Source organism: Natronoarchaeum rubrum, assembly GCF_024494695.1.
This window is the reverse complement of record NZ_JANHDP010000002.1, coordinates 376913-400218: the sequence shown is the minus strand read 5'-3', so window position 1 is coordinate 400218 and position 23306 is coordinate 376913. Positions and strand designations below refer to the sequence as shown.

The window sequence follows — 23306 nt, the reverse complement described above, 5'->3', positions numbered from 1 at the left end:
CGGACGGAGACGCTCGAACAGCGCGTACGACCGCCGCCGGCCCCGCGAGACACCACAGTGACAGCGATCACCTACTTCCAGTTCCACGGGCTGTTCTTGCTCCCGCCGCTGGCCGCGCTCACAGCGGCGGGCGTGCGCCGGCGGTCGGAGTGGAACTCGGCCCACTGGGCCGGCACGGCGGTTGTCCTCGCGCTCGCGCTGGCGTACACGACGCCGTGGGACAACTACCTCATCGACCGGGGCGTCTGGTGGTACGGCGAGGACGCCGTGACCGCGCGGCTCTGGCTCGCGCCGGTCGAGGAGTACCTGTTCATCGTCGTCCAGACGGTGCTGGCCGCGCTGTGGCTGACCCAGCTGCCCGCGCCCGACGCCGACGGCGCGTCGGTGAGCGGGACCGATCGGCTCGGCGGTGCGCTCGCGGGCATCGCCGTCGGCGTCGTCGGCGTCGCGCTGGCGCTGCGGGGCGGCGCGACGTTCTACCTCGGCGCGATCCTGGCGTGGGCCGGCCCGGTGCTGGCGCTACAGTGGGGCTTCGGCTGGCCGGCGCTGTGGCGTGCGCGTCGCACGGTCGCGGTCGGCGTCGCGCTCCCGACGGCGTACCTCTGTCTGATCGACCGGATCGCGCTCTCGGCGGGCACCTGGCAGCTCTCGGCGCGCCACACCACCGGCGTCGCCGTGCTGGGACTGCCCGTCGAGGAGGCGACGTTCTTCCTGACGACGACGCTGTTCGTCGTCCAGGGACTGGTGCTGTTCGACTGGGTGATCGGCGAGTGAGCGCCGCCACGCCGCCGAGCGCGACCGAGACGGCGCGGCGGAGCCTCGTCCGAGCGACCGTGGTGCCGTCGTGGCTCGCCGTCGGCGCGGGGCTGCTCGCCGGCGTCCTCGTCCGGCTGTCGTCGCTGCCGCTGGAACTCCGGCTGGCCCCGCTAGCGGCGAGCGTACTCCTGCTGGGACTTCCCCACGGCGCGGTCGACCACCTGGCGTTGCCCCGTGCGAACGGGCGTCGGGCCGACGCGCGGTCGCTCGCCCGCGTCGGCGTACTCTACCTCATTCTGGGCGGGGCGTACGCGGTCCTGTGGCTCGTCGCGCCCGTCGTCGCGGCCGGCCTGTTCATCTTGCTGACGTGGGCCCACTGGGGGCAGGGCGACCTGTACCCGCTGGTGGCGCTGCTCGGCGCCGATCACCTGCGATCGCGACGGGGACGCGCCCTCGCGGTGGCGGTCCGGGGCGGCGTTCCGATGGTGGTCCCGCTGCTCGCGTACCCCGGCTGGTACCGGCGCGTCGTCGCCGCGATGGCCGGCGCCGTCGGCGCGTCGAGCGTCCCGGCGTGGCCGTTCGCTCCGGGGACGCGCCTGGCGCTCGGCATCGGGTTCGGCGGGCTGACCGTGCTCGCGCTGGCCGCCGGCTACCGCCGGCGGGGCCCCTCGCGCGGGTGGCTGATCGACGCCGGCGAGACCGCGCTACTGTGGGCGTACTTCTGGACGGTCCCGCCGCTGCTTTCCGTCGGGCTGTACTTTTGCCTGTGGCACTCGCTCCGACACGTCGGCCGGCTCGCGGCGCTGGACCCGGACGGCGACGCGGCGCTCGCGAGCGGACGCCCGGGTCGCGCACTCGGGCTGGTCGGGCGCGACGCGGCGCCGCTGACGGGGCTCGCGATCGCCCTGTTGGCGGGCTGGTACGCGGTGCGAGCGACGAGCGCGACCCCGCTCGCTTCGCTGGGGCTCTATCTGGCCTTTATCGCCGTGCTGACGCTTCCCCACACGGTCGTCGTCTGCGCGCTGGACCGCGCGCAGGGGCTGTGGGACGCCGACGCGGGGGCAGGCGAAGGGGAAAGAACGGTCGCTGTCACGACGGCGGGCACCGATACGGGATCGAACGCCGACGGAGATCGTCGGCGCGCGTGAGTCACCCGGAGCGAGTCGTCCGCCGAGGAGTCAGTCGCCGCCGTCGCCAGTTGCGCGGTCCAGCAAGTCGTCCCGCTGTCGCTGCAGCTCCGGAGGCAGGTCGTCGTAGACGTCATCGAACACCCCGTCGGGGTCCGGATCGGCCACGGCTTCCGCGCGCTCGACGGCCCGGTCGACGGCGTCGTCGGCGTCCGCTCGGATCTCCTCGCGGGTGTCCTCGTCGAGCAGCCCTTGCTCGATCAGGTAGTCCTCGTAGCGCTCGACCGGATCGGCGGTGCGCCACTCGGGGAACTCGGCAGCGGCGTCCTCGCGATACCGCGAGGGGTCGTCGCTGGTGGTGTGAGCGCCCTGTCGATAGGTCAGGCTCTCGACGAGCACCGGATCGCCCTCGCGGGCCCGTTCGAGCGCGACGCCGACGACGTCACGGACCGCCAGCGGGTCGTTGCCGTCGACGTGCTCGCCGTCGATGCCGTACGCGCCGGCCTTTTCGGCGATCGTCGGGCTGGCGGTCTGGCGCTCGGCGGGCATCGAGATCGCCCAGCCGTTGTTCTCGCAGAGAAAGACGACCGGCGCGTCGAACACGCCCGCGAAGTTGACGGCCTCGTGGAAGTCGCCTTCGCTGGTCGCGCCGTCGCCGAACAGGCAGAGGACGGCGCTGTCGTCGCCCCGGTAGTCCGCCGCCATTCCAAGCCCCACGGCGTGGGGAAGTTGAGTCGCGATGGGCACCGCCTGCGGGAACACCGGGCGGTCGTGGCCGGAGTGGAACTCGGCGTGGCCGCGCCGAAAGAGAAACAGGTCGCTCATCGGGACGCCGCGGGCGATCTGGGCGGCGTTCGAGCGGTACGTCGGGACGAGCCAGTCGTCGCCCGCCATCGCGCGGACGGCGCCGACCTGCGTGGCCTCCTGCCCCCTGAACGGCGGGTAGCCGCTCATCCAGCCGCGGCGCTGGAGCGCGAGCGCGCGCTCGTCGAAGCGCCGCGCGCGGACCATCTCGCTGTAGATCGCGAGCGCGGCGTCCGGCGACACGCCCGCCTCGTCGAGATCGCGCTCGGCGATGACCGTGTACACGCTCTGTGCGTCGTGCGGCCGTGGCTTAATCGTTCGGCCCGAGCGTCACCGCTATCCGACAGCGAAAAGGTCGGGCGGACCGAACGGGGAAGCATGGCTTCCATCGGCGCGATCGCGGGACTGCTCTTCGTCGTCGCCTTGCACACGGTGATCGCCGCGGTCGCGACGCGCTTCTTCCGGATTAGCCTCGATACCGTCTGGGGGTCGGCCGTGTACGCGGTCGTGTTCGTCCCGATGCTGCTGGTGGCGAGCACGCTCGTTCTGACCGGCGCGCTGGGGATCGGCGGGAACGTCGGCAACAAGACGACGGCGGTGTTGCTCGTCATCGCGATCCCGCTGACGCTCGGATTCGCCATCGACCTGCTGTGGATGCCCGATCCCGAGACCGTCGAACTACCCGAGAAAACCTGAGTCTCGACCGGTCCGCGGCGTCCGGCCGGCGTGACGGGCGGGACGCCGAAGCGACCGCGGCGTCGTATTTTAAACTACCGCCGCCGTTCGGGGGCAATCACCCGACGCGAGCGCGACGTAGACGCCACAACCCCTAAATAGAGCGAATTACTTACCTACGGGTATGTCCCGGTCTGCGCTGGTCGGCAACGTCGTCGCCATGCTGGAGGATGCCGGCTTCGCGGTGAGCGATCGCTGTGCGATCCGGCCGCGGAGCTTCGACGTCGCTGCCCGCCGGGGAGAAGATCTGGTGTTGCTGAAGATTCTGCGGAACGTCGACGCTTTCGACGCTCAGACGGGCCAAGAGATGCGCCGCATCGGCGCGTACCTCGACGCGACGCCGCTGGTCGTCGGCCTGCGGACGCGCGACGAGGATCTCAAACCCGAGGTGGTGTACTTCCGCCACGGCGTCCCCGCGCTGAGCCCCGACACCGCGATGGACCTGTTCGTCGAGGAGATCCCGCCGCTGATCTACGCCGCCCCCGGCGGACTGTACGTCAGCATCGACAGCGAGATCCTCGAGGACAAGCGCGAGGAACGCGGCTGGAGCCTCGGTCAGCTGGCCACAGAGCTGGGCGTCTCGCGACGCACCGTCTCGAAGTACGAGGACGGGATGAACGCCTCGATCGAGGTCGCGATGCAGTTAGAGGAGATGTTCGGCTCCGGGCTGACCAGTCCGGTCGACGTGCTCGAAGGCGCCGAGGAGGTCCGCGACGAGGATCCGACGCCGAACGAACCCGACGCCGACCCCGACGACGAACGTATCGTCACGGTGATGACTCAGGCGGGCTACGACGTCCACCCGACGCTGCGCGCGCCGTTCAAAGCCGTCAGCGAGGAATCCGAGGACGCCGGGCCCGCCGAGGGGACGGTGCTGACGGGCCACTCGGAGTTCACCCGCGCCGCCGAGAAGCGCGCCCGCATCATGGGCTCGCTGGGCCGAGTTGTGGGGACGCGGTCGGTGTACTTCGTCGACAGCACCAAGCGCGACTCCGTCGAAGGCACCGCGCTCATCGAGCGCGAGGAGGCCGAGTCGATCGACGACCCCGACGAGTTCCGCGACCTGCTGCGCGAGCGCACGGACTACGAAGAAGAGCCGGCCTAGGATCAGTTTTTGAGGGCGCCGAGTGATATCGTCCGAGCCCTCGGCTCGTCCGCCGTCGAGCGGGCGGGGACTTTCTGATATCGACGATCACTGACGGGGGAGAGAGCGTCTCAGAACGGAGCGTCGTCCGCGCCGCTTCTCGGGCGATCCGCAGAGTTCGATGCCGCAGCGTCACGGTCGTCGACGAGATCGAGCACGAAGTCCACGACCGCCACGTTCAGCGCGAGGCCGAGCGGCCCGATGAGGGCGACCCCGAGCAGTAGCCCGATCGCGCCGGCGTTCGCGACGATCAGCGACGCGGGCGCAGAGAGCGCGAGAATCGTCACGAGAAAGCCGATCGTGAACCGGAAGTGAGGGCCGCCGGCGACCGCGTAGCGATAGCTCTCGACCAGTCCGTCGCCGAGCGAGCAGTCCCGGACGACGATCAGGTACGGCGTCGCCCAGAGCAAGTACAGTGCGGCGAAAAAGCCGACGATCGCCGGGACGATCAGCGGCGGCGCGACGAGGAAGACTGGCACCGCGACGACGAAGGCGGCGAAGCCCAGCAGGTAGAGCCCGGCGATCCGGCCCGCGTAGCGCCGGACGTTCCCGACGAACTCGTACGAACCGGTTACGAGGTGCTCCCGGACGCTCCCGAGATAGCCTGCCACGAGGACCGCTTCGAGAAGCAGACCGACGAACGCCGACCCGATCGCGAGAGCCAGCGCGTCGGCGCCGCCGCTCGCGACGGCCAGCAGGTCCGTCGTCCCGGCCTCCCACTGGTAGCTCGTCCCGCCGACGACCTCGGCGTCCGGCGGGTTCACGACCGTCCAGAGGTCGACCGCCGGAACGGGGATGCCGAACCGCAGGCCGACGTGCCAGCCCTCGAAGGCCAGCACGTTCCGGATCGCGTCGACGTCGAACAGCGACAGCACGACCGGGACGACCATCAGTGGCGCGAGGTCGCCGACCGCGCCGACACCCGTTTCGAGATGATCGGAGAAGCGTCCCATCGTACGAGCGGTTATCAGGCTGTCACATCAGCCTGTCGACGCTCCCGAGACAGGCACCCGCGATCAGAGCGCGATCAGCGTCACGCCGGCGACCGCCAGCACCGCCGCGAGGATTCGCACGCGGAAGTGGTCCTCGCCGAGCACGACGCCGCCGAGCAGGACGACGAGGATCGCCTGCGTGTTGACGATCGGCGACGCGACGCTGGCGGGCACCAGCGAGAAGGCCAGCGAGGTGACGTGCTCGCCCGTCGCGACGAACGCGCCCGCGGCGGCGAACTTCGGAACGTCGGCGCGCAACTCGTCGGGCCGATCCCTGACCCCGGGCACCAGCAACACCAGCAGGATGCCGGCGAGCAACACCGGCACCCACAGCGCGGTCGGGATGCCGAGTTCCTGCAGGGCGACGCGCTTTCCGACGTCGCTGACGGCGTACAGCGCTGCCGACAGCAGCGCGAGCTGGGCCGGGCGCGAGCGGACGATCCGCCGGAACGGGTCGAGCAGCCCGCCGGCGCGGTAGTTCGCCACGTAGATCGCCGAAGTCGCGACGACGACGCCGACGAGCTGTATCGGCGTCAGCACCTCGCCGAGGACGAGCACCTCGATCGGCACGACCAGCGCGGGAACGATCTTGTTGATCGGCGTGACGTAGGAGACGTCGCCCGCCGCGATGGCGTGCAAAAAGAGGACGAACGCGGCCGCCGTCGCGCAGATCGTCAGCGCGACGACGCCGGCGTCGAGCGCGCTCAGGCTCGCGAACGCCGTTCCGGCGCCGTTCGCGAGCGCCCGCAGGGTCACCGGAAGGTAGAACGCGATCGCGAAAGCGTTGACGCAGACCGTCAGCGTCGTCGCGGGGTACCCCTCGAAGTACTGTTTGAGTCCGAACAGGTAGCCGCCCCAGACGAACGCCGCGAGCAGCGCGTAGCCGAGCCCGAGTTCCATCCGCTCTGAGCGACCCGCGGAATCGACTTGAACCCGCTGGTTCTGCCCGCGACGGGTCGACTGGCAACCGATCGAGGGGACGATCCAGACAACCGGCAACGGCCCGGCAGCATTCCCTTTCAGCGGGACCGTGGTACCCCGATACGCATGGGTCAGGGACGCTTTGCGCTCGGCGTCGCGCTGCTCGTCGTCGTCGGGACGGTGGCGGCGGGCACGATCGCGGCGCCGACGAACGGTGGTGCACCGAGCGGAGACCAGGCGGATGCGGTCGATCAGGCCGCGCTCCAGGCGAACGAGAGCGGGCCGAACGACAGCGACGCCGGAACGGCGAGCGCGAACGGAACGAACGAGAGCGCGAACGGCGCGACGACCGGGGGCCAGTCGCCCGAGAGCTGTGACTACGCGGCCCTGTACGACCGGACGATCGACTCGGTCGTCTCGGTCCAGACGGACGCCGGGATCGGCTCCGGATTCGTCTACCAGACCGACGAGAGCGGGACGGGCTACGTCGTCACGAACGCTCACGTCGTCGGCGACTCGGACGAAGTCGTCGTCCAGCTCGCCGACGGCGAGTCCCGGACCGGCGAGGTGGTCGGGCGCGACGAGCTCTCGGATCTCGCGGTGATCCGAATCGACGAGACGCCCGACGCCGCGGAGGCGCTGCCGGTCGCCGACGAGCCGGCCGATCCCGGCACCGCCGTCGCGGCGCTGGGCAACCCCTTCGGCCTCGACGAGACGATCACCCACGGGATCGTCAGCGGCGTCAACCGGTCGATGCCGACGACGCGCGGGTACGCCGTGCCCAACGTCGTCCAGACCGACGCGCCGATCAGCCCGGGCAACAGCGGCGGCCCGCTGGTGACCTGTGACGGCACCGTCGTCGGCGTCAACACCGCCGGCATCGCGGCCCAGGGCGCCGAGAACATCGGCTTCTCGGTGTCGGCGACGCTGATCGATCGGGTCGTCCCCGCGCTGATCGAGGACGGCGAGTACGAGTACGCGTATCTCGGCGTCGCCGCGACGCCGGTCACGCCGCCGATCGCCGAAGCCAACGACCTGAACGCGACCGAAGGGCTGTACGTCGTCCGGACCGCCGAGGGGAGCCCGGCGGCCGACGCCCTGCAGGAAGCGGGCGAGAACGAGACCGCCGGCGGGTTCTCCGTGCCGGTCGGGGGCGACGTGATCGTCGCGATCGACGGCCAACCGGTGACCTCGGGCGAGGAGCTCTCCTCGTATCTCGTCACCGAGACCAGTCCCGGCGAGAATGTGACGCTGACCGTGCTTCGCGACGGCGAGCGTCAGGAGATCGAAGTGACGCTCGACGAGCGGCCGGCGCCCGCGAGCGGGCCGACCGGGCCACCGACTGGTGGTCTGCCGGGGTGACGCCGTCGCGCGGCCGTCGACGAGCGGGGCTCGCCGAGGGCGGCCCAACCAGTCGCAAGCGTTTACTTCGGGGGTCGAATACCCCATAGCATGGCCGACTGTCCACTGGCGGACGACTGTCCGAGCTTCTCGGAGCGCATCGAAGGCATGGGATGCCAACACTACGGGGACCGGGGCGGCAAGGAGTGGTGTAAACACTACAGCCAGCCCATCAGCGATCTGAAAACCCAGCCCGTCAAGCAAAAAGAGGAGGTCGTCGTCGACGTGACCGACATCCACGAGAGCGGCGCCGGCGTCGGCCGGACCGAGGACGGGTTCATCGTGATGGTCGACGGCGTGCTGCCCGACGCCCGAGCGCGGGTCGAGATCACGGAAGTCCACTCGAACCACGCCCGCGCCGAGGAGTTAGAGCGCCTCCCGATGGACGAGGATCTCGAAGACGCCGACATCGAGGACGGGGACGACGCTGACGCCGACGTCGAAGACGGCGACGAGGACGACAGCGACGGCCGCGGCCCCGACCGCGAGCGTCTCGGCAGCCGCGACAACTTCTGGGGCTCGTAGGGTCGCTCCGGCCCGTCCCGCCGGCCTGGACAGCCGCCGCTTTCTTTTACTTCGCAGTCGCGTTTCGCCGCCATGCGTCCGTACGCTGTCGCTCGGACTCCGGAAGCGCCAGGATATTGATACGGACGGCGCCCGTAGCCAGCGACGTGACCGATTCGACTCCGGACGCCGACGCGTCGAAAGCGACGTTCGAACTGTACCGTGACCGGGCCGACGAGTGGCGCTGGCGGCTTGTCCACGACAACGGCAACGTGATCGCCGACTCCGGCGAGGGGTACACCTCGAAGGCGAACGCGAAGAAAGGTGTTCGCAGCGTCAAGCGAAACGCCGCGGCGGCGCCGATCGAGGACCTCGGGTAGGCCTCAGGCGAGGAACACGTGCCGCGGGCGGTCGGCGAGCACGTCCCGGCCCCAGTCGACGGTGTCGACGAACGCGTCGCTGCGGAAAAAGTCCATGCAGTCCTCGCGGGACTCCCAGCGGCTGGCGATGAACATGTCGTTCTCGTCCTCGCGGTTCGCGTAGAGATCCGTCTGGAGGTGGCCCTCCATGTCGGCGAGCAGGCCGCCGACGGTGTCGAACTTCTCGACGAAGTCCTCGCGGTGCTCCGGCTTGACCGTGTAGAACATCCCCATCGTGCCGAATCCGGAGTCACCCTCGGTCGCCGCCGACTCGTCATCGGCGGCAGTCGCCGCCCCGTCGTCCCCGGCCTGTCGGACGATCCCCGGCAGATCTTCGAGGTAGCCGCCGGCGGTCCCGGCCGCGCTCTCGGTCCCCCAGAGGCTGACGACCGCCGGATGGGCGTCCTCGCCGGGCGCCTCGTAGACCGCGGTCTTGACGTGGGAGTCGTAGCGGTCGAAGCCGTCGCTCAGGCTCTCGACTTCCTCCGAGAGCTCCTCGGGATCGGCCTCGGAGTAGAGCACGAGTGCGTACACGTCCTCGCCGTGGGGCTGGCCGCCGTAGATCCCACGTTCCTCCAGTTCCTCGCGGAGGTCGGCCTCGCCGTCGCTGCCGTGGGATGTGGGCGCGCTCCCGCTATCGTCGCCGTGGGCCGCCGCGTCGTCGCCGTGAGGGCGTCCGCCCTCGGCGTCGCGGTGGCCGGCGTCGCTCTCTGCGGCCCCACCGTCGGCGTCGCCGCCGAGCGACCCCTGCCGGTAGTCGGTGACGCCCGGCAGCTCTTCGAGGAATCCGGCGGCGGTGTCGGCGGCGCTCTCGGTTTCCCAGACGCTGACGATCGCCGCGCCGTCCCCGTCCTCGTACACCTCGGTCAGCACGTGCGTGTCGTAGTGCTCGAAGTTCCCGCGCAGGCCCTCGACCTCGTCGCGGACGGTCTCGACGTCGGCCTCGGACGAAAACACCAGCCCGTTCGCGCCGGCGGGCGCGGCGTCGACGTCGACGCCGAAGCGCTCCAGTTCCGCGAGCAGGTCCTCGTCGCCGGCGGCGGTGGCGTCGTCGCCGAACGCGTCCTCGTCGGTCGGGATCGACTCGCCGGCGAGCAGCGCTTCCAGATCGCTCGGCGGGAAGCGCCGGCCCGAGAAGAACGGGCCGAACTCGGCGTACTTCGAGGAGGAGGGGTCGAAGCGCATCTCGTAGAGCAGGTCCTTGACGTCGGTGGGATCGTCGGCAAAGAGCGTGACGCCCCACTCGAAGTCGTCGAGGCCGACGCTGCCGGAGATGATCTGGCTGACCTTGCCGGCGTACTCCCTGCCGATGTCACCGTGGCCCGACATCAGGTCGGCGCGGTCCTCGAAGGACAGGTCGTACCAGTTCTGCTCGGGCTGGCGGCGCTTGTCCATCGGGTAGAAGCTGACGAACTCGGCGTCGGGCAGGTCGGGGTAGAGCCGCGACTCGATGTAGTTCGTGATGCCCGGGTCGGCCTCCTGCTCGGGGTCGAAGTACGCCTCGGCGCCGGTGTAGCCCGACGCCTCGGTCACCGAGAGATAGGAGTTCGTGCGCTCGGTGAACTCGGCGAACGCGGTCTGCTCGAACCGGCGTTCGAGGGTGTCGAGTTCGCGGATCGTCGGCCGCAGGTGCAGAATCAGGAGGTCGGCCTCGTGGCCGAACACGCTGAACACCGCGGAGGCGCCCGCATCGGCGTCATCAAGATTCGCAGCCGCTTCGAGGAACTCGACGCCGTCGTCGATCGCCAGTTCGCGGTCGCGCTCGGACGCCCCGCGCCAGGCGTCCCAGTCGATCGTCCGCAGGTCGTGGAGGACGTACCAGCCCTCGTCGGTCTGTGGTGGCTCCCGTCGTTCCATGCGGGCGGGTTGGGACGGGCCGGGTAAGTGAGTTACCGTTTGGCGATCGCCCCGTGTCGGGAGGCGCCCGTAGAGCGGGGCCTCCCGGGGTGCCGGCACCGCACGAGAGCTACGTCTGGCGGGCGGTACACGGCGGTGCCGGAGACGGCGACGAGACCCCCGCCGTCGGCAGCTATCACGGTCGATCACGGATGCGCCGTGGAACTCCACGAACGGGTCACGGCTCGAGAGTGTCACCCGTATCATCCTCACAGAGATGCCGGAGGACCGAGAGTTCCGGGAGATGGTGAAACAAGCGCTGCGACACGTAGTCCGACGGAAGTGAGCACGAGACCAACACTACTCGAACGGCTTCCGAGATAGAGCGACGAAACGTCACGCAAACCGAGCCCCAACCGAACCTACCGGTCGGATATCGATCTACGCACTCGCGCGAATCTCGCCGTAAATCGTGATCGACCCGGACCGGGTGCGGACTCGGCACCGCCGTACCTCACTGGATTACAGAGAGTCACGCAGGGTGACCGATAGCGAGTCCTGTAGTCGCACGGAACGCTCGAAATGCGGCGTCGGCTCGGTCGGTCGAGTCGTCCCCGTCGATCCTAACGAACACGCATCCCGTTATAGACGCCCGATACCCCCGTAAACGGTGTTTTCGGTATTTACCCTTGCGAGTTCTGGTACTGCTTGCCCTCACAGGGGTGTGACCAACGATGACCGAAGAAAACAGCAACGAACAGAGCTATCTGGGTCCGAACCGCCGCGACTTCGTGAAAGCAGTCGGCGCGGCCGGTGCGATCGGCGGACTCGGAGCCGGCAGTGTCGTCTCAGCACAGCAAGATGGTGGCGGACAGGACGGGGGGACCGCCCTCGCGTTCGCGTACGACTTCTACCCCGGCGTCGACTTCATGGTCGATGCCTCGCTCCAGGAGTCCGTCACCGTGGACATTCTCAACGGCCCCGACGACGACGGCATCCCCGAGATCGACAACCCCAGCGACTACAACGGGTACGTGATCCACTACGACGTCGGCGACACGCCGACGTACTCGTTTGCCTTCTCGACGCAACAGCTCCAGACCGACTCGATGTACATGTTCAGCCAGGATCAGGCGAGCTACTTCAGCACCGACCTGAACCTGATCGAGTCGTCGGCAGAGAGCAGCGGCGGAGGGGGCGGTAACGGCGGCAACGGTGGCAACGGCGGTAACGGCGGTAACGGCGGCAACGGCGGCGCCACCGGTGGAGGCAACGAATCCGACGGCGGGATGACCGGCGGCGGTGGCGGCGGAAACGGCGGTGGCAGTGGCAACCAAACCGGCGGCGGTGGCGGCAACTAATCTCGCAGAACCACGCAACTAGCAATGGTCCAACAAGACAGTCAGACGGCGATCGTGTTCGCGTACGATTACTATCCGGGAGTGAGCTTCGACGTCACGACGCAGCTCCAGCAGTCGACGACGGTCAACATCCTCGACGGCCCGGAGGACGAGGGCATCCCCGAGATCGACAACCCCTCCGACTACAACGGCTACGTCGTGAGCTACGACCTCGAAGGGAACTCGATATACGCGTACATGTTCACGACGGGCAACGTCCAGCAGGACGACACCCTCACCTTCGGCGATCAGGCGAGCTACTTCAGCACCGATCTGAACCTCGTCGAGACGTCAGCGTCGCCCGGCGGCGGTGGAGGAGGGAACGACACCCCAGGCGGTGACGGCGGCGCCACCGGCGGCAACGAATCCGACGGCGGGATGACCGGCGGCGGTAACGAGTCCGGCAACTAACGATACCGAATCACGCAACAACCAATGGTCCAACAAGACAATCAAACGGCGATACTGTTCGCCTACGACTTCTATCCGGGAGTGACGGCCAACGTCACGACGCAGCTCCAGCAATCCACGACCGTCAACATCCTCGACGGCCCCGACGACGAAGGCATCCCCGAGATCGATAACCCCAGCGACTACAACGGCTACGTCGTGAGCTACGAGCTGGAGGACAGCTCGATCTACGCGTACATGTTCACGACGAGCAGCGTCGAGCAGGACGACTCGGTGGAGTTCGGCGAGAACGCGAGCTACTTCAGCACCGACCTCAACCTCGTCGAGACCTCCGTGTCGTAGTCGCGGGAGACTGACGACGCCGACACCTCGATTTTTCAGGATCCGACGTACCGTGTCACTGGTCGATCGAAAGTGGCCGTCCCGCAGGACCTCGACCGAGTAGCGGCGGCGTCGAGCGCCTCGACATCCGGTCGAACGACTCGTCTCGGCGAGCCGGTTGGCCGATAGAATCTTATCGGCTCGGAGAGGGTAACGATACAAACGTACGGTGGAGTCCAAGTGACTAGCACGTCCGACGAGCCGGGATCAAACGCCGGGGCCACGACTGAGCGACTGCCTCGTGCCCTGTTCGGCCTCGGCGTCCTGCTCGCGACGCTGCTGGTCGGTGAGATGAGCAACGTCGTACTCGGTCCGAACCCTCTCGATCCCGTATTCCTCGTGGGCGTCGCCAGTTCGATCCCGTTCGTCGCCGGGCTCGCGATCGGGGGGTACTGGCTCCGGCACTCCGATCTCTCCGTCGAACGGTACGGCCGCGTCGGCTGGTGGTGCGTCGGCGGCGGCGCCGTGTTCGTGCTCGTGAATTCCGGACTGATGGCGGCGATGCCGCCGGCGACGATCGCGGTGTTGATCGGCTGGCTCCGGTGGGCGGTCTGCCTCGGGTGCGGGACCGGACTGCTCATCGGCGTCTTCGAGGCGCGCGCCATCGAGCGCGAGCTGGCCGCCCAGCGCGCCTCCGTACGCGCCGAGGAACTGCGGGAGCGCCGCGAACTGCTCGATTATCTCAACAGCTTGCTGCGCCACGAGGTGTTGAACACCGCGAACGTCATCGACGGGTACGCCGCGCTCGTCGAGAGCCACGACCTCGGAGATACGGCCCGCGAACACGTCGAGATCATCCGCAGCGAGACCGAGGAGCTGACCTGTACGGTACAGGACGTGCGCATCCTGCTCGACGCGGCGAAACACACTGCAGACCTCGAACCCGTCGACCTGAACGCGCTGCTGACCGACGAGTTGCGGAAGCTTCGGCGCCGATACGACCGCGTCGAGGCCGAGCTGTCGGCGCCCGAGCGGCTCACCGTGCGTGCGGATCCGCTGCTCAAGCGAGCGTTCGCGAACCTGCTCTCGAACGCGGTCGAGCACAACGACGGCGCGACGCCGCGGGTGTCCGTCACCGTCGAGTCGGCGGGGAACACGGCGACGGTCAGGGTCGCGGACAACGGCCCGGGGATGCCGGCTGAGAAGCGCGACGCACCGTTCGAACCCGAGAGCAGCGGAAGCCCCGACCACGGGCTGGGGCTCGTTATCGTGGACACGCTGGTGCGGCGCTACGACGGCGCGATCGAGATCGCCGAGACCGGGCCGGACGGGACGACGTTCGTCGTCGAGCTCCCGCTGGCGGCCGATCCCCGGACGCCCGACGACGGCGGCGAGACCGCGGACGCCAGCGCGGAGCGCCGCCAGGCGAAGGCCTGACCGTCGCTCCGCGCGAGCCGTCCCGAGACGCGGAGTTTATTCGGCCCGACCGCCAACGCTCGTGCATGCCTGAGCCGCGCGTCCCGGGCGGAGCGAGCGACGAGCTGTCGCTGCCCTGCGGCGAGTCGGTCGATCCGCGGGCGCTGGACCTCGGCGTGCGGGAGTACGACTGCGACTGCGGGGACTCGCACGCGGTCGTGATGGACGTCCACCCGCCGTCGCGGTTCGTCCCCGAGTCGCTCGTCGAGATGCTGCGGGAAACGATCGAAACCGACGACGAGTTCGAGGAGTTCGGGACGCCACACGTCATGGGTGTCGTGATGGAGGAGTTCCCCGAGCAGATCGAAAGCGCCGACAAGAGCGACGACGGCAACGTCGGCTACGGACTGCTGTGGGTGACCGACTTCGACTCCCGACGCCTCCACGAGATCGTCGTCGAACTGCTCGTCGAATTGATGGACCACGCGATCAGCCACGCCGACAGCGACGCCGCGGCCTCGGAGTTCGAAGAGCAGATGTTGGAGTTCGACGTCGCCGAGTTCGTCGAACAGTACCGGGCGCAACGAGACTTCGAGAGCGAGCACGACGCCGCCCTGTAGGCCGTCGACTGGTCGCTCGAAAATCCGTCGGATGCGGCGCGTCTGACGCGCGTACGACATACGTTTATGAGCGAGCGCCAACAATATTCGAACACGACTTATGCACGCTCGGGGGGAGTACGAGCGCATCAAGGACGCACTCGACGACGCGGACGTCGACGAACCGATGACGGCCCGTGAGATCCTGCGGTTGCTCGACGAGCGCGACGAGGAGTTCGAGAGCACCCACCGGATCGCGACGGTGCTCGGACGAGAGGCCGAGCGCGGCGAGGTCGAGGTCCACCGGGGCCAGCCCTACCGGTACGAACTGTAATCGGTCTTCTCCGACGCAACGGCGATCGGCGCGATCGCTCGTCGACGCTACGCCGTCGCGACGACCAGCAGCGTTTCCGGGCGTTCGTCGACCCGCGCTATCGAAAAGCCGGCGTCCTCCAGCAGCGACGCCGCGTCGGCGGCGTCGTAGCGTTCCGCCACCGGCGGCCCCGCGTCGCCGTCGCCCGACGCCGACCAGTCGACCGTCACGAGCCGGCCGTCGGGTGTCAGGACGCGCCGGATCTCGGCGAGCGCGGCGTCGCTCGCGAACTCGTGGAACGTCATCGTCGAGAACGCGGCGTCGAGATCGTCATCAGCGAACGGAAGCTCCTCGACGTTCGCGGTGACGAGTTCGACGGCCTCGGGGACGCCGTTCTCGCGGTAGCGCTCGTGCATCTCCGATTGCACGTCGACGCCGTACAGCTTGTCGACGAACGGCGCGACCTCGTCGGTGTAGAAGCCGGTGCCGCTGCCGAGGTCGGCGACCGTCGCCGAGGGATCGGGATCGAGCGCCGCGAGCAGTTCCTCGCGAGAGCAAAAGCGAAAGCGCGAGGGGTCGTCGAGGCGGTCCGCGCCCGCCGGATCAAACGTGTGAAAGCCCATCGCACGGACGTACGATCCGGAGCCGCTTTACCCCTCGCGTACGGGCGAACGAGTCGATCAGGCGACGAGCAGGTAGACGACCGCGCTCGCGATCAGGAGCTTTTTGAAAACGATCACCGCGATGAGAAGCTTGTTGGTCGAGAGATCGCCGACGCGGCCCGTCGCGGCCCGGTAGGCCCTCGAGAGTGGGGTGGGCCGACTCGCCGGCACGTCCCCGAAGACGTCCTGCCCGGTGTCGGGGAGCGTGGCCGCGGGCACCCACTCGCCGTCGAGGTAGACCGCGGTGACCGTCTCGCCCTCTAGGTAGGGGAGGTGGTCGTAGTCGTAGCCGAGGCCGCGGGCCAGCGTCTTCAGTTCCATCACGTCGCGCTCGCTATCGAGGTCGAACTCGGCGATTTCGCGACCGTCCTTCCAGTCGAACTCGAGTGTCAGGCGGGCGGTGCTGGCGCCGACGCGGACGTCGACGATCCGGGCGGGCTCCTCGTTGCCGGCGATCTCTCGCTTGCTGGTCTGGAGGGTCTCGTACTCCTCGTCCGTATACTCGGACGCGCCCATGCGACTAAAGTTCGTCCCGCAATGTCAAAAATGTACCAGACTCGATGCGTACCCGGCGCGGTAAACGCGCTCGTATGCGGGGCAGACGACCTGAGAGCCAGGGTTCCCCTGAACCCGCTCGCTGAGATACGAATTTCGAAATTCCATTTCGCTCTTCGTAATCTATCGCCGGGCTTATTACGATGTGCGGATTCCGAGTAGATAGAAATGACGAGCGACGGGACAACCGACCCGGCGGAGGAAGACCGCAAGATCCTGCTCATCGGGAGCGGCCCGATCCAGATCGGGCAGGCCGCGGAGTTCGACTACTCGGGCGCCCAGGCCTGTCGCGCCCTGCAAGAGGAGGGCGCGGAAGTCGTGCTGGTCAACTCCAACCCGGCGACGATCATGACCGATCCGGAGATGGCCGACGAGGTCTACATCGAGCCGATCACCACCGAGGCGATCGCCGAGGTCATCCGGAAAGAACAGCCCGACGGCGTCATCGCCGGTCTCGGGGGGCAGACCGGCCTGAACGTCACCGCGGAGCTGGCCGAGGAGGGCGTCCTCGAGGAGCACGACGTCGAGATCATGGGGACGCCGCTGGACACCATCTACGCGACCGAGGACCGCGAGCTGTTCCGCCAGCGCATGGAGGACCTCGACGAGCCGGTCGCCCGCTCGACGACGATCGACCTCGACGAGGACGAGGCGGTCGCCGAGCTGACCGAGGCAGACCTCGAAGAGCGCGTGCAGGACGCCGTCGATCACGTCGGCGGGCTGCCCGTGATCGCCCGGACGACGTACACGCTCGGCGGCTCGGGCTCGGGCGTCGTCGACGAGTTCGACGAGCTCGTCGAGCGCGTCCGCAAGGGGCTGCGCCTCTCGCGCAACGACGAGGTGCTGATCACCGAATCCATCGCCGGCTGGGTCGAGCTGGAGTACGAGGTGATGCGGGACGCCGACAACTCCTGTATCATCATCTGCAACATGGAGAACATCGACCCGATGGGGATCCACACCGGGGAGTCCACGGTCGTAACGCCCTCGCAGGTCATCCCCGACGAGGGCCACCAGGAGATGCGCGACTCCGCGCTGAAGGTGATCCGCGACCTGGGCATCCAGGGCGGCTGTAACATCCAGTTCGCCTGGCGCGACGACGGCACGCCCGGCGGCGAGTACCGCGTCGTCGAAGTCAACCCCCGCGTCTCCCGCTCGTCGGCGCTGGCGTCGAAGGCGACGGGCTACCCGATCGCCCGCGTCACCGCGAAGGTCGCGCTCGGCAAGCGGCTCCACGAGATCGAAAACGAGATCACCGGCGAGACGACCGCCGCCTTCGAGCCCGCGATCGACTACATCGTCACCAAGGTGCCCCGCTGGCCCAAAGACAAGTTCGACGACGTCGAGTTCGAGCTGGGCACCGCCATGAAGTCGACGGGCGAAGCGATGGCGATCGGCCGAACGTTCGAGGAGTCGCTGTTGAAGGCGCTGCGCTCCAGCGAGTACGAGCCCGAGGCCGACTGGGACGAGATCTCCGACGAGGAGCTCGAAGCGGACTACCTGGAGACGCCGACGCCGGATCGCCCCTACGCGATGTTCGAGGCGTTCGAGCGCGGCTACACGGTCGAGGAAGTCGTCGACTTCACGAACATCTACGAGTGGTACGTCGAGCGCTACCAGAACGTCGCCGAGGCCGCCGAGGCCGCGCAGGACGGTGAGTTCGACGACGCCGCCCAGCGCGGGTTCACCGACGGCCAGATCGCCGCCGGCGTCGAGGCCAGCGAGGCCTCCAGCCTGCCCCGCGCCGACGGCGGGGAGATCGACGCCGTCGAGGCCTCGACGCCCGACCGCTCGTTCAAGCAGGTCGACACCTGCGCCGGCGAGTTCGCCGCCTCGACGCCGTACTACTACTCGGCGCGCCAGGCGGCCGCCAGCAAAGGCCAGAGTCGGCTCACCGACGAGGTGAAAGTCGACCGCGACGCCGAGAGCGTCGTGGTCGTCGGCGGCGGCCCGATCCGCATCGGGCAGGGCGTCGAGTTCGACTACTGCTCGGTCCACGCGGTGCGCGCGCTCCGCGAGGCCGGCATCGACGCCCACGTCGTCAACAACAACCCAGAGACGGTCTCGACCGACTACGACACCTCCGACGGGCTGTTCTTCGAGCCCATCACCGCCGAGGAGGTCGCCGACGTGATCGAGGCGACCGGCGCCGACGGCGTGATGGTGCAGTTCGGCGGCCAGACCTCGGTGAATATCGGCGAACCGCTCGAAGAGGAACTCCAGCGCCGCGAGCTCGACTGCGAAATCATGGGCACCACCGTCGAGGCGATGGACCTCGCGGAGGACCGCGACCGCTTCAACGAGCTGATGGACGAGCTGGGCATCGCCCAGCCCGAGGGCGGCACCGCCTTCAGCAAGGAGGAGGCGCTCGAACTCGCCCACGACATCGGCTACCCCGTGCTCGTCCGCCCCTCCTACGTGCTGGGCGGGCGCGCGATGGACGTCGTCTACGACGACGCCGAACTCGAGGAGTACATCGAGGAGGCCGTCCGGGTCGCGCCGGACAAGCCGATCCTCGTCGACGACTTCCTCGAAGACGCCGTCGAACTGGACGTCGACGCCGTCGCGGACGGCGACGACGTGCTGATCGGCGGCATCATGGAGCACGTGGAGACCGCGGGCGTCCACTCGGGCGACTCCGCCTGCATGATCCCGCCGCGCTCGCTGGGCCGCGACGTCAACCGCCGGGTCCGCGAGGTCGCCGAGGATATCGCCGCGGCGCTCGACACCGTCGGCCTGCTGAACGTCCAGCTCGCCGTCAAGGACGAGGAGGTGTACGTGCTCGAAGCCAACCCGCGCTCCTCGCGCACCGTGCCGTTCATCTCGAAGGCGACCGGCGTGCCGATCGCCAAGCTCGCCGCGAAGGTGATGGCCGGCGCCTCGCTCGACGAGCTCGACGTCGAGGAACAGGTGCCACAGCAGACCTCGATCAAAGAGGTCGTCCTGCCGTTCGACCGCCTGCCGGGCTCGGACCCGCGCCTCGGCCCGGAGATGAAATCGACCGGCGAGGTCATGGGCACCGCCAGCACGTTCGGCAAGGCCTACGACAAGGCCCAGGACTCAGTCGGCAAGCCGATCCCCGAGGACGGCACCGTCGTCGTCGACCTGTCGGCCGAGGAGTTCCCCGACCCCGGCACCGAGGCCGGCGAGGAACTGGTCGAAGGATTCACCGAGTACTACGACCTCTGCGAGGCCGTCGACCTCGAAGACGCCGTCAAGCGCGGCGAGGTCGACCTGATCGTCTCTCGCGACCGCGACCTGCTGGAGACGGCCGTCGAGGAGGAGATCACGTACTTCTCGACGCAGGCCTCCGCCGAGGCGGCACTCGAAGCCCGCCAGCACAAGGACGAGTCGATCGACGTCGCGCCGGTCGACGAGCGCCCCAAGATGCAGGAGTTCTGGGGCCAGCCGAAAGGCGAGTAGGACGGCCGTAGCGGTTCGTCGTCATTTCTTCCGTCGTCAGCGTCGTCGTTGCCGCAACATATTTTTATGCGATGGCGCGGCGAAACATCCCATGACGGAGCAGAGTTCCACACGTCGTCGGACGATTCTCGCTGCCGGAACGGCGCTCGCTGCCGGGGTAGCCGGTTGTACGGGCGTTCTCGGCGGCGGTGCGGACGGAGAGGTGACCAAAAACGAGCTCGAGGGCGACATCGAGGTACTGGATCACGAAATCGAGAACGCCAGACTCGGCGGGACCAACTCGGTGAGAGCCGACGTTACGGTCACGAACAACACCGACGAGGCAACGACGGTCGATGCGAGCGCGAAGTTCTACGACGGCGACGACGTGCTGATCGCCAGGGCGGGGCTTTCGGGTTCGAGATCCGTCCCGCACGACCAAGACGTCGAAGTCCACGCGTCGGCACCGGGACGGGTCGCGGACGTCGCTCGGTACGAGCTGCAACTCATCGACCCCTGGACGGGGTGAACGCTGGCGCGAGCGAGCGGCGTCACCGCCCCGAATCCGGCCGCCCGCCCGCCGGTGCGTCGGCGAAACGACGGCGGCCGATACGTCGGTCCAAATCCCGTTGAAACCGGGACAAAACTCGAATGAACGGCGTTGAACTGTCGTTGAATCGAGTTGACGAACTGCCGGCTATTAGGTCGATCGACCACTCGCCGTGATCGATGACGCGACACCGATCCGACGCCGACGGACGGTCCGACGAGCACAGTCTCCCACGCCGCGCGCTGCTTGCGGCCGGCGGCGCGGCGGGCGCCACGCTGGTCGCCGGGTGCATGGGTTCGACCAATACTGGAAGCGACGGCGGCACCGGATCGTTCCGGCTGCTCGTGACCGACCTCCCCGCCGATATCGGCGACTTCGACTCGCTGAAAGTCACCCTCGACAGGGCGCGCGTGTTCAGAGGGTCCGGGTCGGGGGACGGCGACGAGTCCGGCGAAGATGGAGATGAATCCGCCGCGAACGACGAGAGCGACGGCGCGGATGCGGGGAATGCGTCTGCGGACGGCGACACGAACAGCAGCGAGTCCGCGGACGACGGTGACGACGCCGAGGAGGACGGCGAATCGGCGGAAAACGACGGCGATAGCGAGTTCTTCTGGCTCGATCTGGAGGGCGAGACGGTCGACCTGACGCAGGTCGTCGGGGACAAGGCGGTGTCGGTGTTCGAGGGCGAACTGGAGGCCGGCACCTACTCGAAAGTCGAACTCCACGCGGCCGACATCGAGGGGATCGTCGACGGCGAGCGTGTCGACGTGAAGATCCCCAGCGGGAAGCTCCAGATCGTCCACGAGTTCGAGATCGAGCCCGACGAATCGGTGAGTTTCGTCTTCGACATCCACGTCGTCAAGAAAGGCAACGGCGGCTATAACCTCCGCCCCGTGATCTCGGGCAGCGGCGTCGACGGCGAGGATGTCGACGTCGAGGAGATCGATCCGGACGAGGAAAGCGAGGGCGCCGGCGGCAACGAGAGCGACGCGAACAGCACCGCCGAGAACGGCACGGCCGACGGCGGCAACGAGAGTGCTGGCGACGGCGAGACGTCGGCCGGGAGCGGCGACGGCGGTAACGACGCCGACGAACAGTAGCCCTCGGGACGACGCCGCACGAGCGGTGCCGCCGCCCGACGCCGCGAGCCACGGTCCGGACCGAACGCGCACCGGTCGGTCGACAACATTTTTCGGTGCGGCTACGCGAGTGGTCGTCGCAACTAAACGAAGGTATCGATGGCTAAATATCCAGTAATCGTACGGAAGCGGATCCAGAGGGACTATAAACTGGTCGGCGAGTCACGAGGGTATGCTCCCTATCGGCCATCCAACCGTCGATCGACGCTCGCCGATCGAGGCGGACGCCGTCTCCGGCACCGCGCGTCGGTCATCCGTCGCCGCTCGGCGGAGGTGGTGACGCCGTGGCGAACGAGGAGACTCTGAGCCGTCGGGACCTCCTGCGTGCGAGCGCGGTCGTCTCGGTCGCCGGCGCGCTGGCCAGCGGGACGGGATCGATCGATCGGTCGAAACCGCCCAAGGACACGGAGACCGACCCCGACCCGTACGAGGTGACGATGGAGCCGGTCGGCACCGTCGAGTTCGACGCGGTGCCCGAGCGGTGGGTCGCCTACTCGCCGGGGTACGCCGACATGGGCGTCGCCCTCGGGCTGGGCGACGGTCTCGCGGCCGTCGGGGAGCAGTACGACGCCGACCGGTACGACGGACTAGACGGCGTCGGGGTCGGCGGCCGGCCCGCGACGCTGGGCGGGGATGGACCGGCCGACCGCGGGACACTCCGGGAGCTCGATGCCGACGTCCACCTAGTCGATCCGAACCAGCTGGTGTACGCCCCGGCGTTCGAGTTCAACGCGGCCGACGTGGCCGACGTCGCCGAGACGGTCGCCCCGTTCGTCGGAAACGCGATCGAGCGACGGGACCAGCCCTGGCACAGCTACCGGTACTACGGGCTGTACGAGGCGTTCGAGAAGGTCGCCGAGGTGTTCCGCCGCGGGGGTCGGTACGAAGCGTTCGCGGCGTTTCACGACGAGTGGCTCGCCGAGCTACAGGCCGAACTCCCGCCGGCCAGCGAGCGGCCCGACGCGCTGCTCGTCCGGCCCGAAGGGAACGACGAGTTCGCGCCGCTGCGGATCGCCGACCGCGGGACGAGCACGAAGCAGTGGCGCGACCTCGGCGTCGGCGACGCGCTGGCGGACCTCAACGCCGAGGAGCTGCCGACCGCGCCGGACGGGACCGTCGGCTACGCGACGATCCGACGCGTCGATCCGGACGTGCTGCTCGTCCGCGGCCACGATGATCTCGACCGCGCGGCGTTCGAGGAGGCCGTCGTCGCGCCCATGCGCGACCACGATGTCGGCGGGGCGATCGACGCGGTTCGGGAGGGCCGGGTGTTCAGCGGCGGGCCGAGACACCAGGGGCCGATACGCAACCTGTTCGCGACCGAGCGGGCCGCGCGCACGATTTACCCGGACGTGTTCGGCGGTCGGGCGCTGTTCGACCGCGAGCGCGTGGTCGAGATCGTCGCGGGCGAGGAGTGAGCGGCCGCAGCTCGGAAGCCGACCGTTCGTGACACCCGCGACGCCGCCGACGCCCACGACGCCGCCGACGCCCACGACGCCCACGACGCCGCCGACGCCCACGACGCCGCCGACGCCACAACACCGAAGCGGCTGCGACGCGGGACTTCGAACCGTGATCGAGGACGGGCGGTACGCGGCGACCATCGACGAAATCGAGAGCGAGCGAGCGACGGTGCTCCTCGAAGCCGACGGCGAACAGCGCGCCGAACTGGTCGTCCCGGCGGCCGCCCTGCCGACCGACGAGGAGGGGACGGTGCTGCGCGTCGAGATCGAGGACGGCGAACTCGTCGCCGCGCGTTCGGACGCCGATGCGACCGCGGCGCGGCGCCGGCGTCGCCGAGCGCGGTTCGACGAGTTGGCCGAGCGACCGCCGGGCCGCGACGAGGAGGGCTGACCGGTCGTACCGCGGTATCGAATCGTAACGCCTATCCGGATG

The 23306-nt window shown here is 68.7% G+C and carries 24 protein-coding genes; 18 read left to right on the top strand and 6 right to left on the bottom strand.

Translation table 11 applies throughout. From position 1 onward, the window contains the following. The first annotated feature begins 57 nt into the window (after positions 1-57). On the top strand, positions 58-774 hold the full coding sequence (locus NO931_RS20695; protein WP_256391763.1) for a lycopene cyclase domain-containing protein: 717 nt from the start codon (positions 58-60) through the stop codon (positions 772-774). Further along, entirely contained in the window at positions 771-1904 is a 1134-nt protein-coding gene (locus NO931_RS06185; RefSeq protein ID WP_256391762.1) for a Brp/Blh family beta-carotene 15,15'-dioxygenase, read from the top strand. The genes NO931_RS20695 and NO931_RS06185 overlap by 4 nt, the downstream gene beginning before the upstream one ends. Positions 1905-1934: 30 nt before the next feature. Here the strand turns inward: NO931_RS06185 and NO931_RS06180 are convergent, their stop codons facing one another. After that, the gene (locus NO931_RS06180) at positions 1935-2972 is read right to left on the bottom strand and encodes a thiamine pyrophosphate-dependent enzyme (protein WP_256391761.1); all 1038 of its coding nucleotides are present in this window, start codon (positions 2970-2972) and stop codon (positions 1935-1937) included. A gap of 93 nt (positions 2973-3065) precedes the next feature. Here NO931_RS06180 and NO931_RS06175 point away from each other — a divergent pair, with 93 nt between their 5' ends. Together NO931_RS06175 and NO931_RS06170 are read left to right on the top strand one after the other, a co-directional pair. Beyond that, a complete protein-coding gene (locus NO931_RS06175) occupies positions 3066-3383 on the top strand; it encodes a DUF7991 family protein (protein WP_256391760.1) in 318 nt (105 codons plus the stop codon). Positions 3384-3546: 163 nt separating this feature from the next. Continuing rightward, positions 3547-4527: a transcriptional regulator gene (locus NO931_RS06170; protein WP_256391759.1), complete on the top strand. Its 981-nt coding sequence runs from the start codon at positions 3547-3549 to the stop codon at positions 4525-4527. Between the two features lie 110 nt (positions 4528-4637). Here NO931_RS06170 and NO931_RS06165 read toward each other — a convergent pair whose 3' ends face one another. Both NO931_RS06165 and NO931_RS06160 read right to left on the bottom strand, forming a co-directional pair. Further along, positions 4638-5519 (bottom strand): hypothetical protein, encoded by an 882-nt coding sequence (locus NO931_RS06165; protein ID WP_256391758.1) that lies wholly within the window; start codon positions 5517-5519, stop codon positions 4638-4640. Positions 5520-5582: 63 nt separating this feature from the next. Continuing rightward, the gene (locus NO931_RS06160) at positions 5583-6458 is read right to left on the bottom strand and encodes an EamA family transporter (protein WP_256391757.1); all 876 of its coding nucleotides are present in this window, start codon (positions 6456-6458) and stop codon (positions 5583-5585) included. 147 nt (positions 6459-6605) lie between these two features. Here NO931_RS06160 and NO931_RS06155 point away from each other — a divergent pair, with 147 nt between their 5' ends. The 3 genes from NO931_RS06155 to NO931_RS06145 all read left to right on the top strand — a co-directional run bounded on the left by NO931_RS06155 (position 6606) and on the right by NO931_RS06145 (position 8764). Further along, positions 6606-7841 carry a S1C family serine protease gene (locus NO931_RS06155; protein WP_256391756.1) on the top strand — a complete coding sequence of 412 codons (1236 nt, stop codon included), beginning with the start codon at positions 6606-6608 and terminating at the stop codon, positions 7839-7841. Between the two features lie 90 nt (positions 7842-7931). Further along, complete coding sequence (locus NO931_RS06150; RefSeq protein ID WP_256391755.1) at positions 7932-8405, top strand: TRAM domain-containing protein; 474 nt, start codon at positions 7932-7934, stop codon at positions 8403-8405. Positions 8406-8551: 146 nt separating this feature from the next. Next, positions 8552-8764, top strand: a complete 213-nt coding sequence (locus tag NO931_RS06145; protein ID WP_375142035.1) for an HVO_2922 family protein — start codon at positions 8552-8554, stop codon at positions 8762-8764. Between the two features lie 3 nt (positions 8765-8767). Here the strand turns inward: NO931_RS06145 and NO931_RS06140 are convergent, their stop codons facing one another. Continuing rightward, the gene (locus tag NO931_RS06140; RefSeq protein ID WP_256391754.1) at positions 8768-10660 is read right to left on the bottom strand and encodes a heme-binding protein; all 1893 of its coding nucleotides are present in this window, start codon (positions 10658-10660) and stop codon (positions 8768-8770) included. Positions 10661-11373: 713 nt separating this feature from the next. On the opposite strand from NO931_RS06140, the gene NO931_RS06135 reads away from it, so the two are divergent. The 6 genes from NO931_RS06135 (at position 11374) to NO931_RS06110 (ending at position 15120) form a co-directional block, all read left to right on the top strand. Continuing rightward, entirely contained in the window at positions 11374-12000 is a 627-nt protein-coding gene (locus tag NO931_RS06135; RefSeq protein ID WP_256391753.1) for a twin-arginine translocation signal domain-containing protein, read from the top strand. 24 nt (positions 12001-12024) lie between these two features. Further along, entirely contained in the window at positions 12025-12450 is a 426-nt protein-coding gene (locus NO931_RS06130; RefSeq protein ID WP_256391752.1) for a hypothetical protein, read from the top strand. Positions 12451-12474: 24 nt separating this feature from the next. Further along, a complete protein-coding gene (locus NO931_RS06125) occupies positions 12475-12792 on the top strand; it encodes a hypothetical protein (protein WP_256391751.1) in 318 nt (105 codons plus the stop codon). Between the two features lie 219 nt (positions 12793-13011). After that, on the top strand, positions 13012-14208 hold the full coding sequence (locus NO931_RS06120) for an ATP-binding protein (RefSeq protein WP_256391750.1): 1197 nt from the start codon (positions 13012-13014) through the stop codon (positions 14206-14208). A 65-nt stretch (positions 14209-14273) separates the two neighbouring features. Further along, positions 14274-14807, top strand: coding sequence for a DUF5815 family protein (locus tag NO931_RS06115; RefSeq protein WP_256391749.1), 534 nt, complete (start codon positions 14274-14276; stop codon positions 14805-14807). 100 nt (positions 14808-14907) lie between these two features. Continuing rightward, positions 14908-15120 carry a hypothetical protein gene (locus NO931_RS06110; protein WP_256391748.1) on the top strand — a complete coding sequence of 71 codons (213 nt, stop codon included), beginning with the start codon at positions 14908-14910 and terminating at the stop codon, positions 15118-15120. 47 nt (positions 15121-15167) lie between these two features. Here the strand turns inward: NO931_RS06110 and NO931_RS06105 are convergent, their stop codons facing one another. Then, positions 15168-15722: a class I SAM-dependent methyltransferase gene (locus NO931_RS06105; RefSeq protein WP_256391747.1), complete on the bottom strand. Its 555-nt coding sequence runs from the start codon at positions 15720-15722 to the stop codon at positions 15168-15170. Positions 15723-15779: 57 nt separating this feature from the next. Next, on the bottom strand, positions 15780-16277 hold the full coding sequence (locus tag NO931_RS06100) for a hypothetical protein (RefSeq protein WP_256391746.1): 498 nt from the start codon (positions 16275-16277) through the stop codon (positions 15780-15782). Between the two features lie 207 nt (positions 16278-16484). On the opposite strand from NO931_RS06100, the gene carB reads away from it, so the two are divergent. The 5 genes from carB (at position 16485) to NO931_RS20690 (ending at position 23264) form a co-directional block, all read left to right on the top strand. Then, the gene (gene carB / locus NO931_RS06095; RefSeq protein ID WP_256391745.1) at positions 16485-19739 is read left to right on the top strand and encodes a carbamoyl-phosphate synthase large subunit; all 3255 of its coding nucleotides are present in this window, start codon (positions 16485-16487) and stop codon (positions 19737-19739) included. Between the two features lie 91 nt (positions 19740-19830). Continuing rightward, positions 19831-20247 (top strand): FxLYD domain-containing protein, encoded by a 417-nt coding sequence (locus tag NO931_RS06090; protein WP_256391744.1) that lies wholly within the window; start codon positions 19831-19833, stop codon positions 20245-20247. Between the two features lie 200 nt (positions 20248-20447). Further along, positions 20448-21371: a DUF4382 domain-containing protein gene (locus NO931_RS06085; RefSeq protein WP_256391743.1), complete on the top strand. Its 924-nt coding sequence runs from the start codon at positions 20448-20450 to the stop codon at positions 21369-21371. 323 nt (positions 21372-21694) lie between these two features. Then, on the top strand, positions 21695-22828 hold the full coding sequence (locus tag NO931_RS06080; RefSeq protein WP_256391742.1) for an ABC transporter substrate-binding protein: 1134 nt from the start codon (positions 21695-21697) through the stop codon (positions 22826-22828). A 28-nt stretch (positions 22829-22856) separates the two neighbouring features. Continuing rightward, a complete protein-coding gene (locus NO931_RS20690; RefSeq protein WP_256391741.1) occupies positions 22857-23264 on the top strand; it encodes a DUF3006 family protein in 408 nt (135 codons plus the stop codon). Positions 23265-23306: the final 42 nt, after the last annotated feature.

What these genes read in the sequence shown, in the direction of transcription:
- NO931_RS06130 (WP_256391752.1), top strand. Translation starts at nt 12,025, where the DNA reads ATGGTCCAACAAGACAGTCAGACGGCGATCGTGTTCGCGTACGATTAC.
- NO931_RS06105 (WP_256391747.1), bottom strand. Translation starts at nt 15,722, where the DNA reads ATGGGCTTTCACACGTTTGATCCGGCGGGCGCGGACCGCCTCGACGAC.
- NO931_RS06135 (WP_256391753.1), top strand. Translation starts at nt 11,374, where the DNA reads ATGACCGAAGAAAACAGCAACGAACAGAGCTATCTGGGTCCGAACCGC.
- NO931_RS06110 (WP_256391748.1), top strand. Translation starts at nt 14,908, where the DNA reads ATGCACGCTCGGGGGGAGTACGAGCGCATCAAGGACGCACTCGACGAC.
- NO931_RS06140 (WP_256391754.1), bottom strand. Translation starts at nt 10,660, where the DNA reads ATGGAACGACGGGAGCCACCACAGACCGACGAGGGCTGGTACGTCCTC.
- NO931_RS06085 (WP_256391743.1), top strand. Translation starts at nt 20,448, where the DNA reads ATGACGCGACACCGATCCGACGCCGACGGACGGTCCGACGAGCACAGT.
- carB (WP_256391745.1), top strand. Translation starts at nt 16,485, where the DNA reads ATGACGAGCGACGGGACAACCGACCCGGCGGAGGAAGACCGCAAGATC.
- NO931_RS06090 (WP_256391744.1), top strand. Translation starts at nt 19,831, where the DNA reads ATGACGGAGCAGAGTTCCACACGTCGTCGGACGATTCTCGCTGCCGGA.
- NO931_RS06165 (WP_256391758.1), bottom strand. Translation starts at nt 5,519, where the DNA reads ATGGGACGCTTCTCCGATCATCTCGAAACGGGTGTCGGCGCGGTCGGC.
- NO931_RS06100 (WP_256391746.1), bottom strand. Translation starts at nt 16,277, where the DNA reads ATGGGCGCGTCCGAGTATACGGACGAGGAGTACGAGACCCTCCAGACC.
- NO931_RS06115 (WP_256391749.1), top strand. Translation starts at nt 14,274, where the DNA reads ATGCCTGAGCCGCGCGTCCCGGGCGGAGCGAGCGACGAGCTGTCGCTG.
- NO931_RS06150 (WP_256391755.1), top strand. Translation starts at nt 7,932, where the DNA reads ATGGCCGACTGTCCACTGGCGGACGACTGTCCGAGCTTCTCGGAGCGC.
- NO931_RS06125 (WP_256391751.1), top strand. Translation starts at nt 12,475, where the DNA reads ATGGTCCAACAAGACAATCAAACGGCGATACTGTTCGCCTACGACTTC.
- NO931_RS06160 (WP_256391757.1), bottom strand. Translation starts at nt 6,458, where the DNA reads ATGGAACTCGGGCTCGGCTACGCGCTGCTCGCGGCGTTCGTCTGGGGC.
- NO931_RS06175 (WP_256391760.1), top strand. Translation starts at nt 3,066, where the DNA reads ATGGCTTCCATCGGCGCGATCGCGGGACTGCTCTTCGTCGTCGCCTTG.
- NO931_RS06155 (WP_256391756.1), top strand. Translation starts at nt 6,606, where the DNA reads ATGGGTCAGGGACGCTTTGCGCTCGGCGTCGCGCTGCTCGTCGTCGTC.
- NO931_RS06170 (WP_256391759.1), top strand. Translation starts at nt 3,547, where the DNA reads ATGTCCCGGTCTGCGCTGGTCGGCAACGTCGTCGCCATGCTGGAGGAT.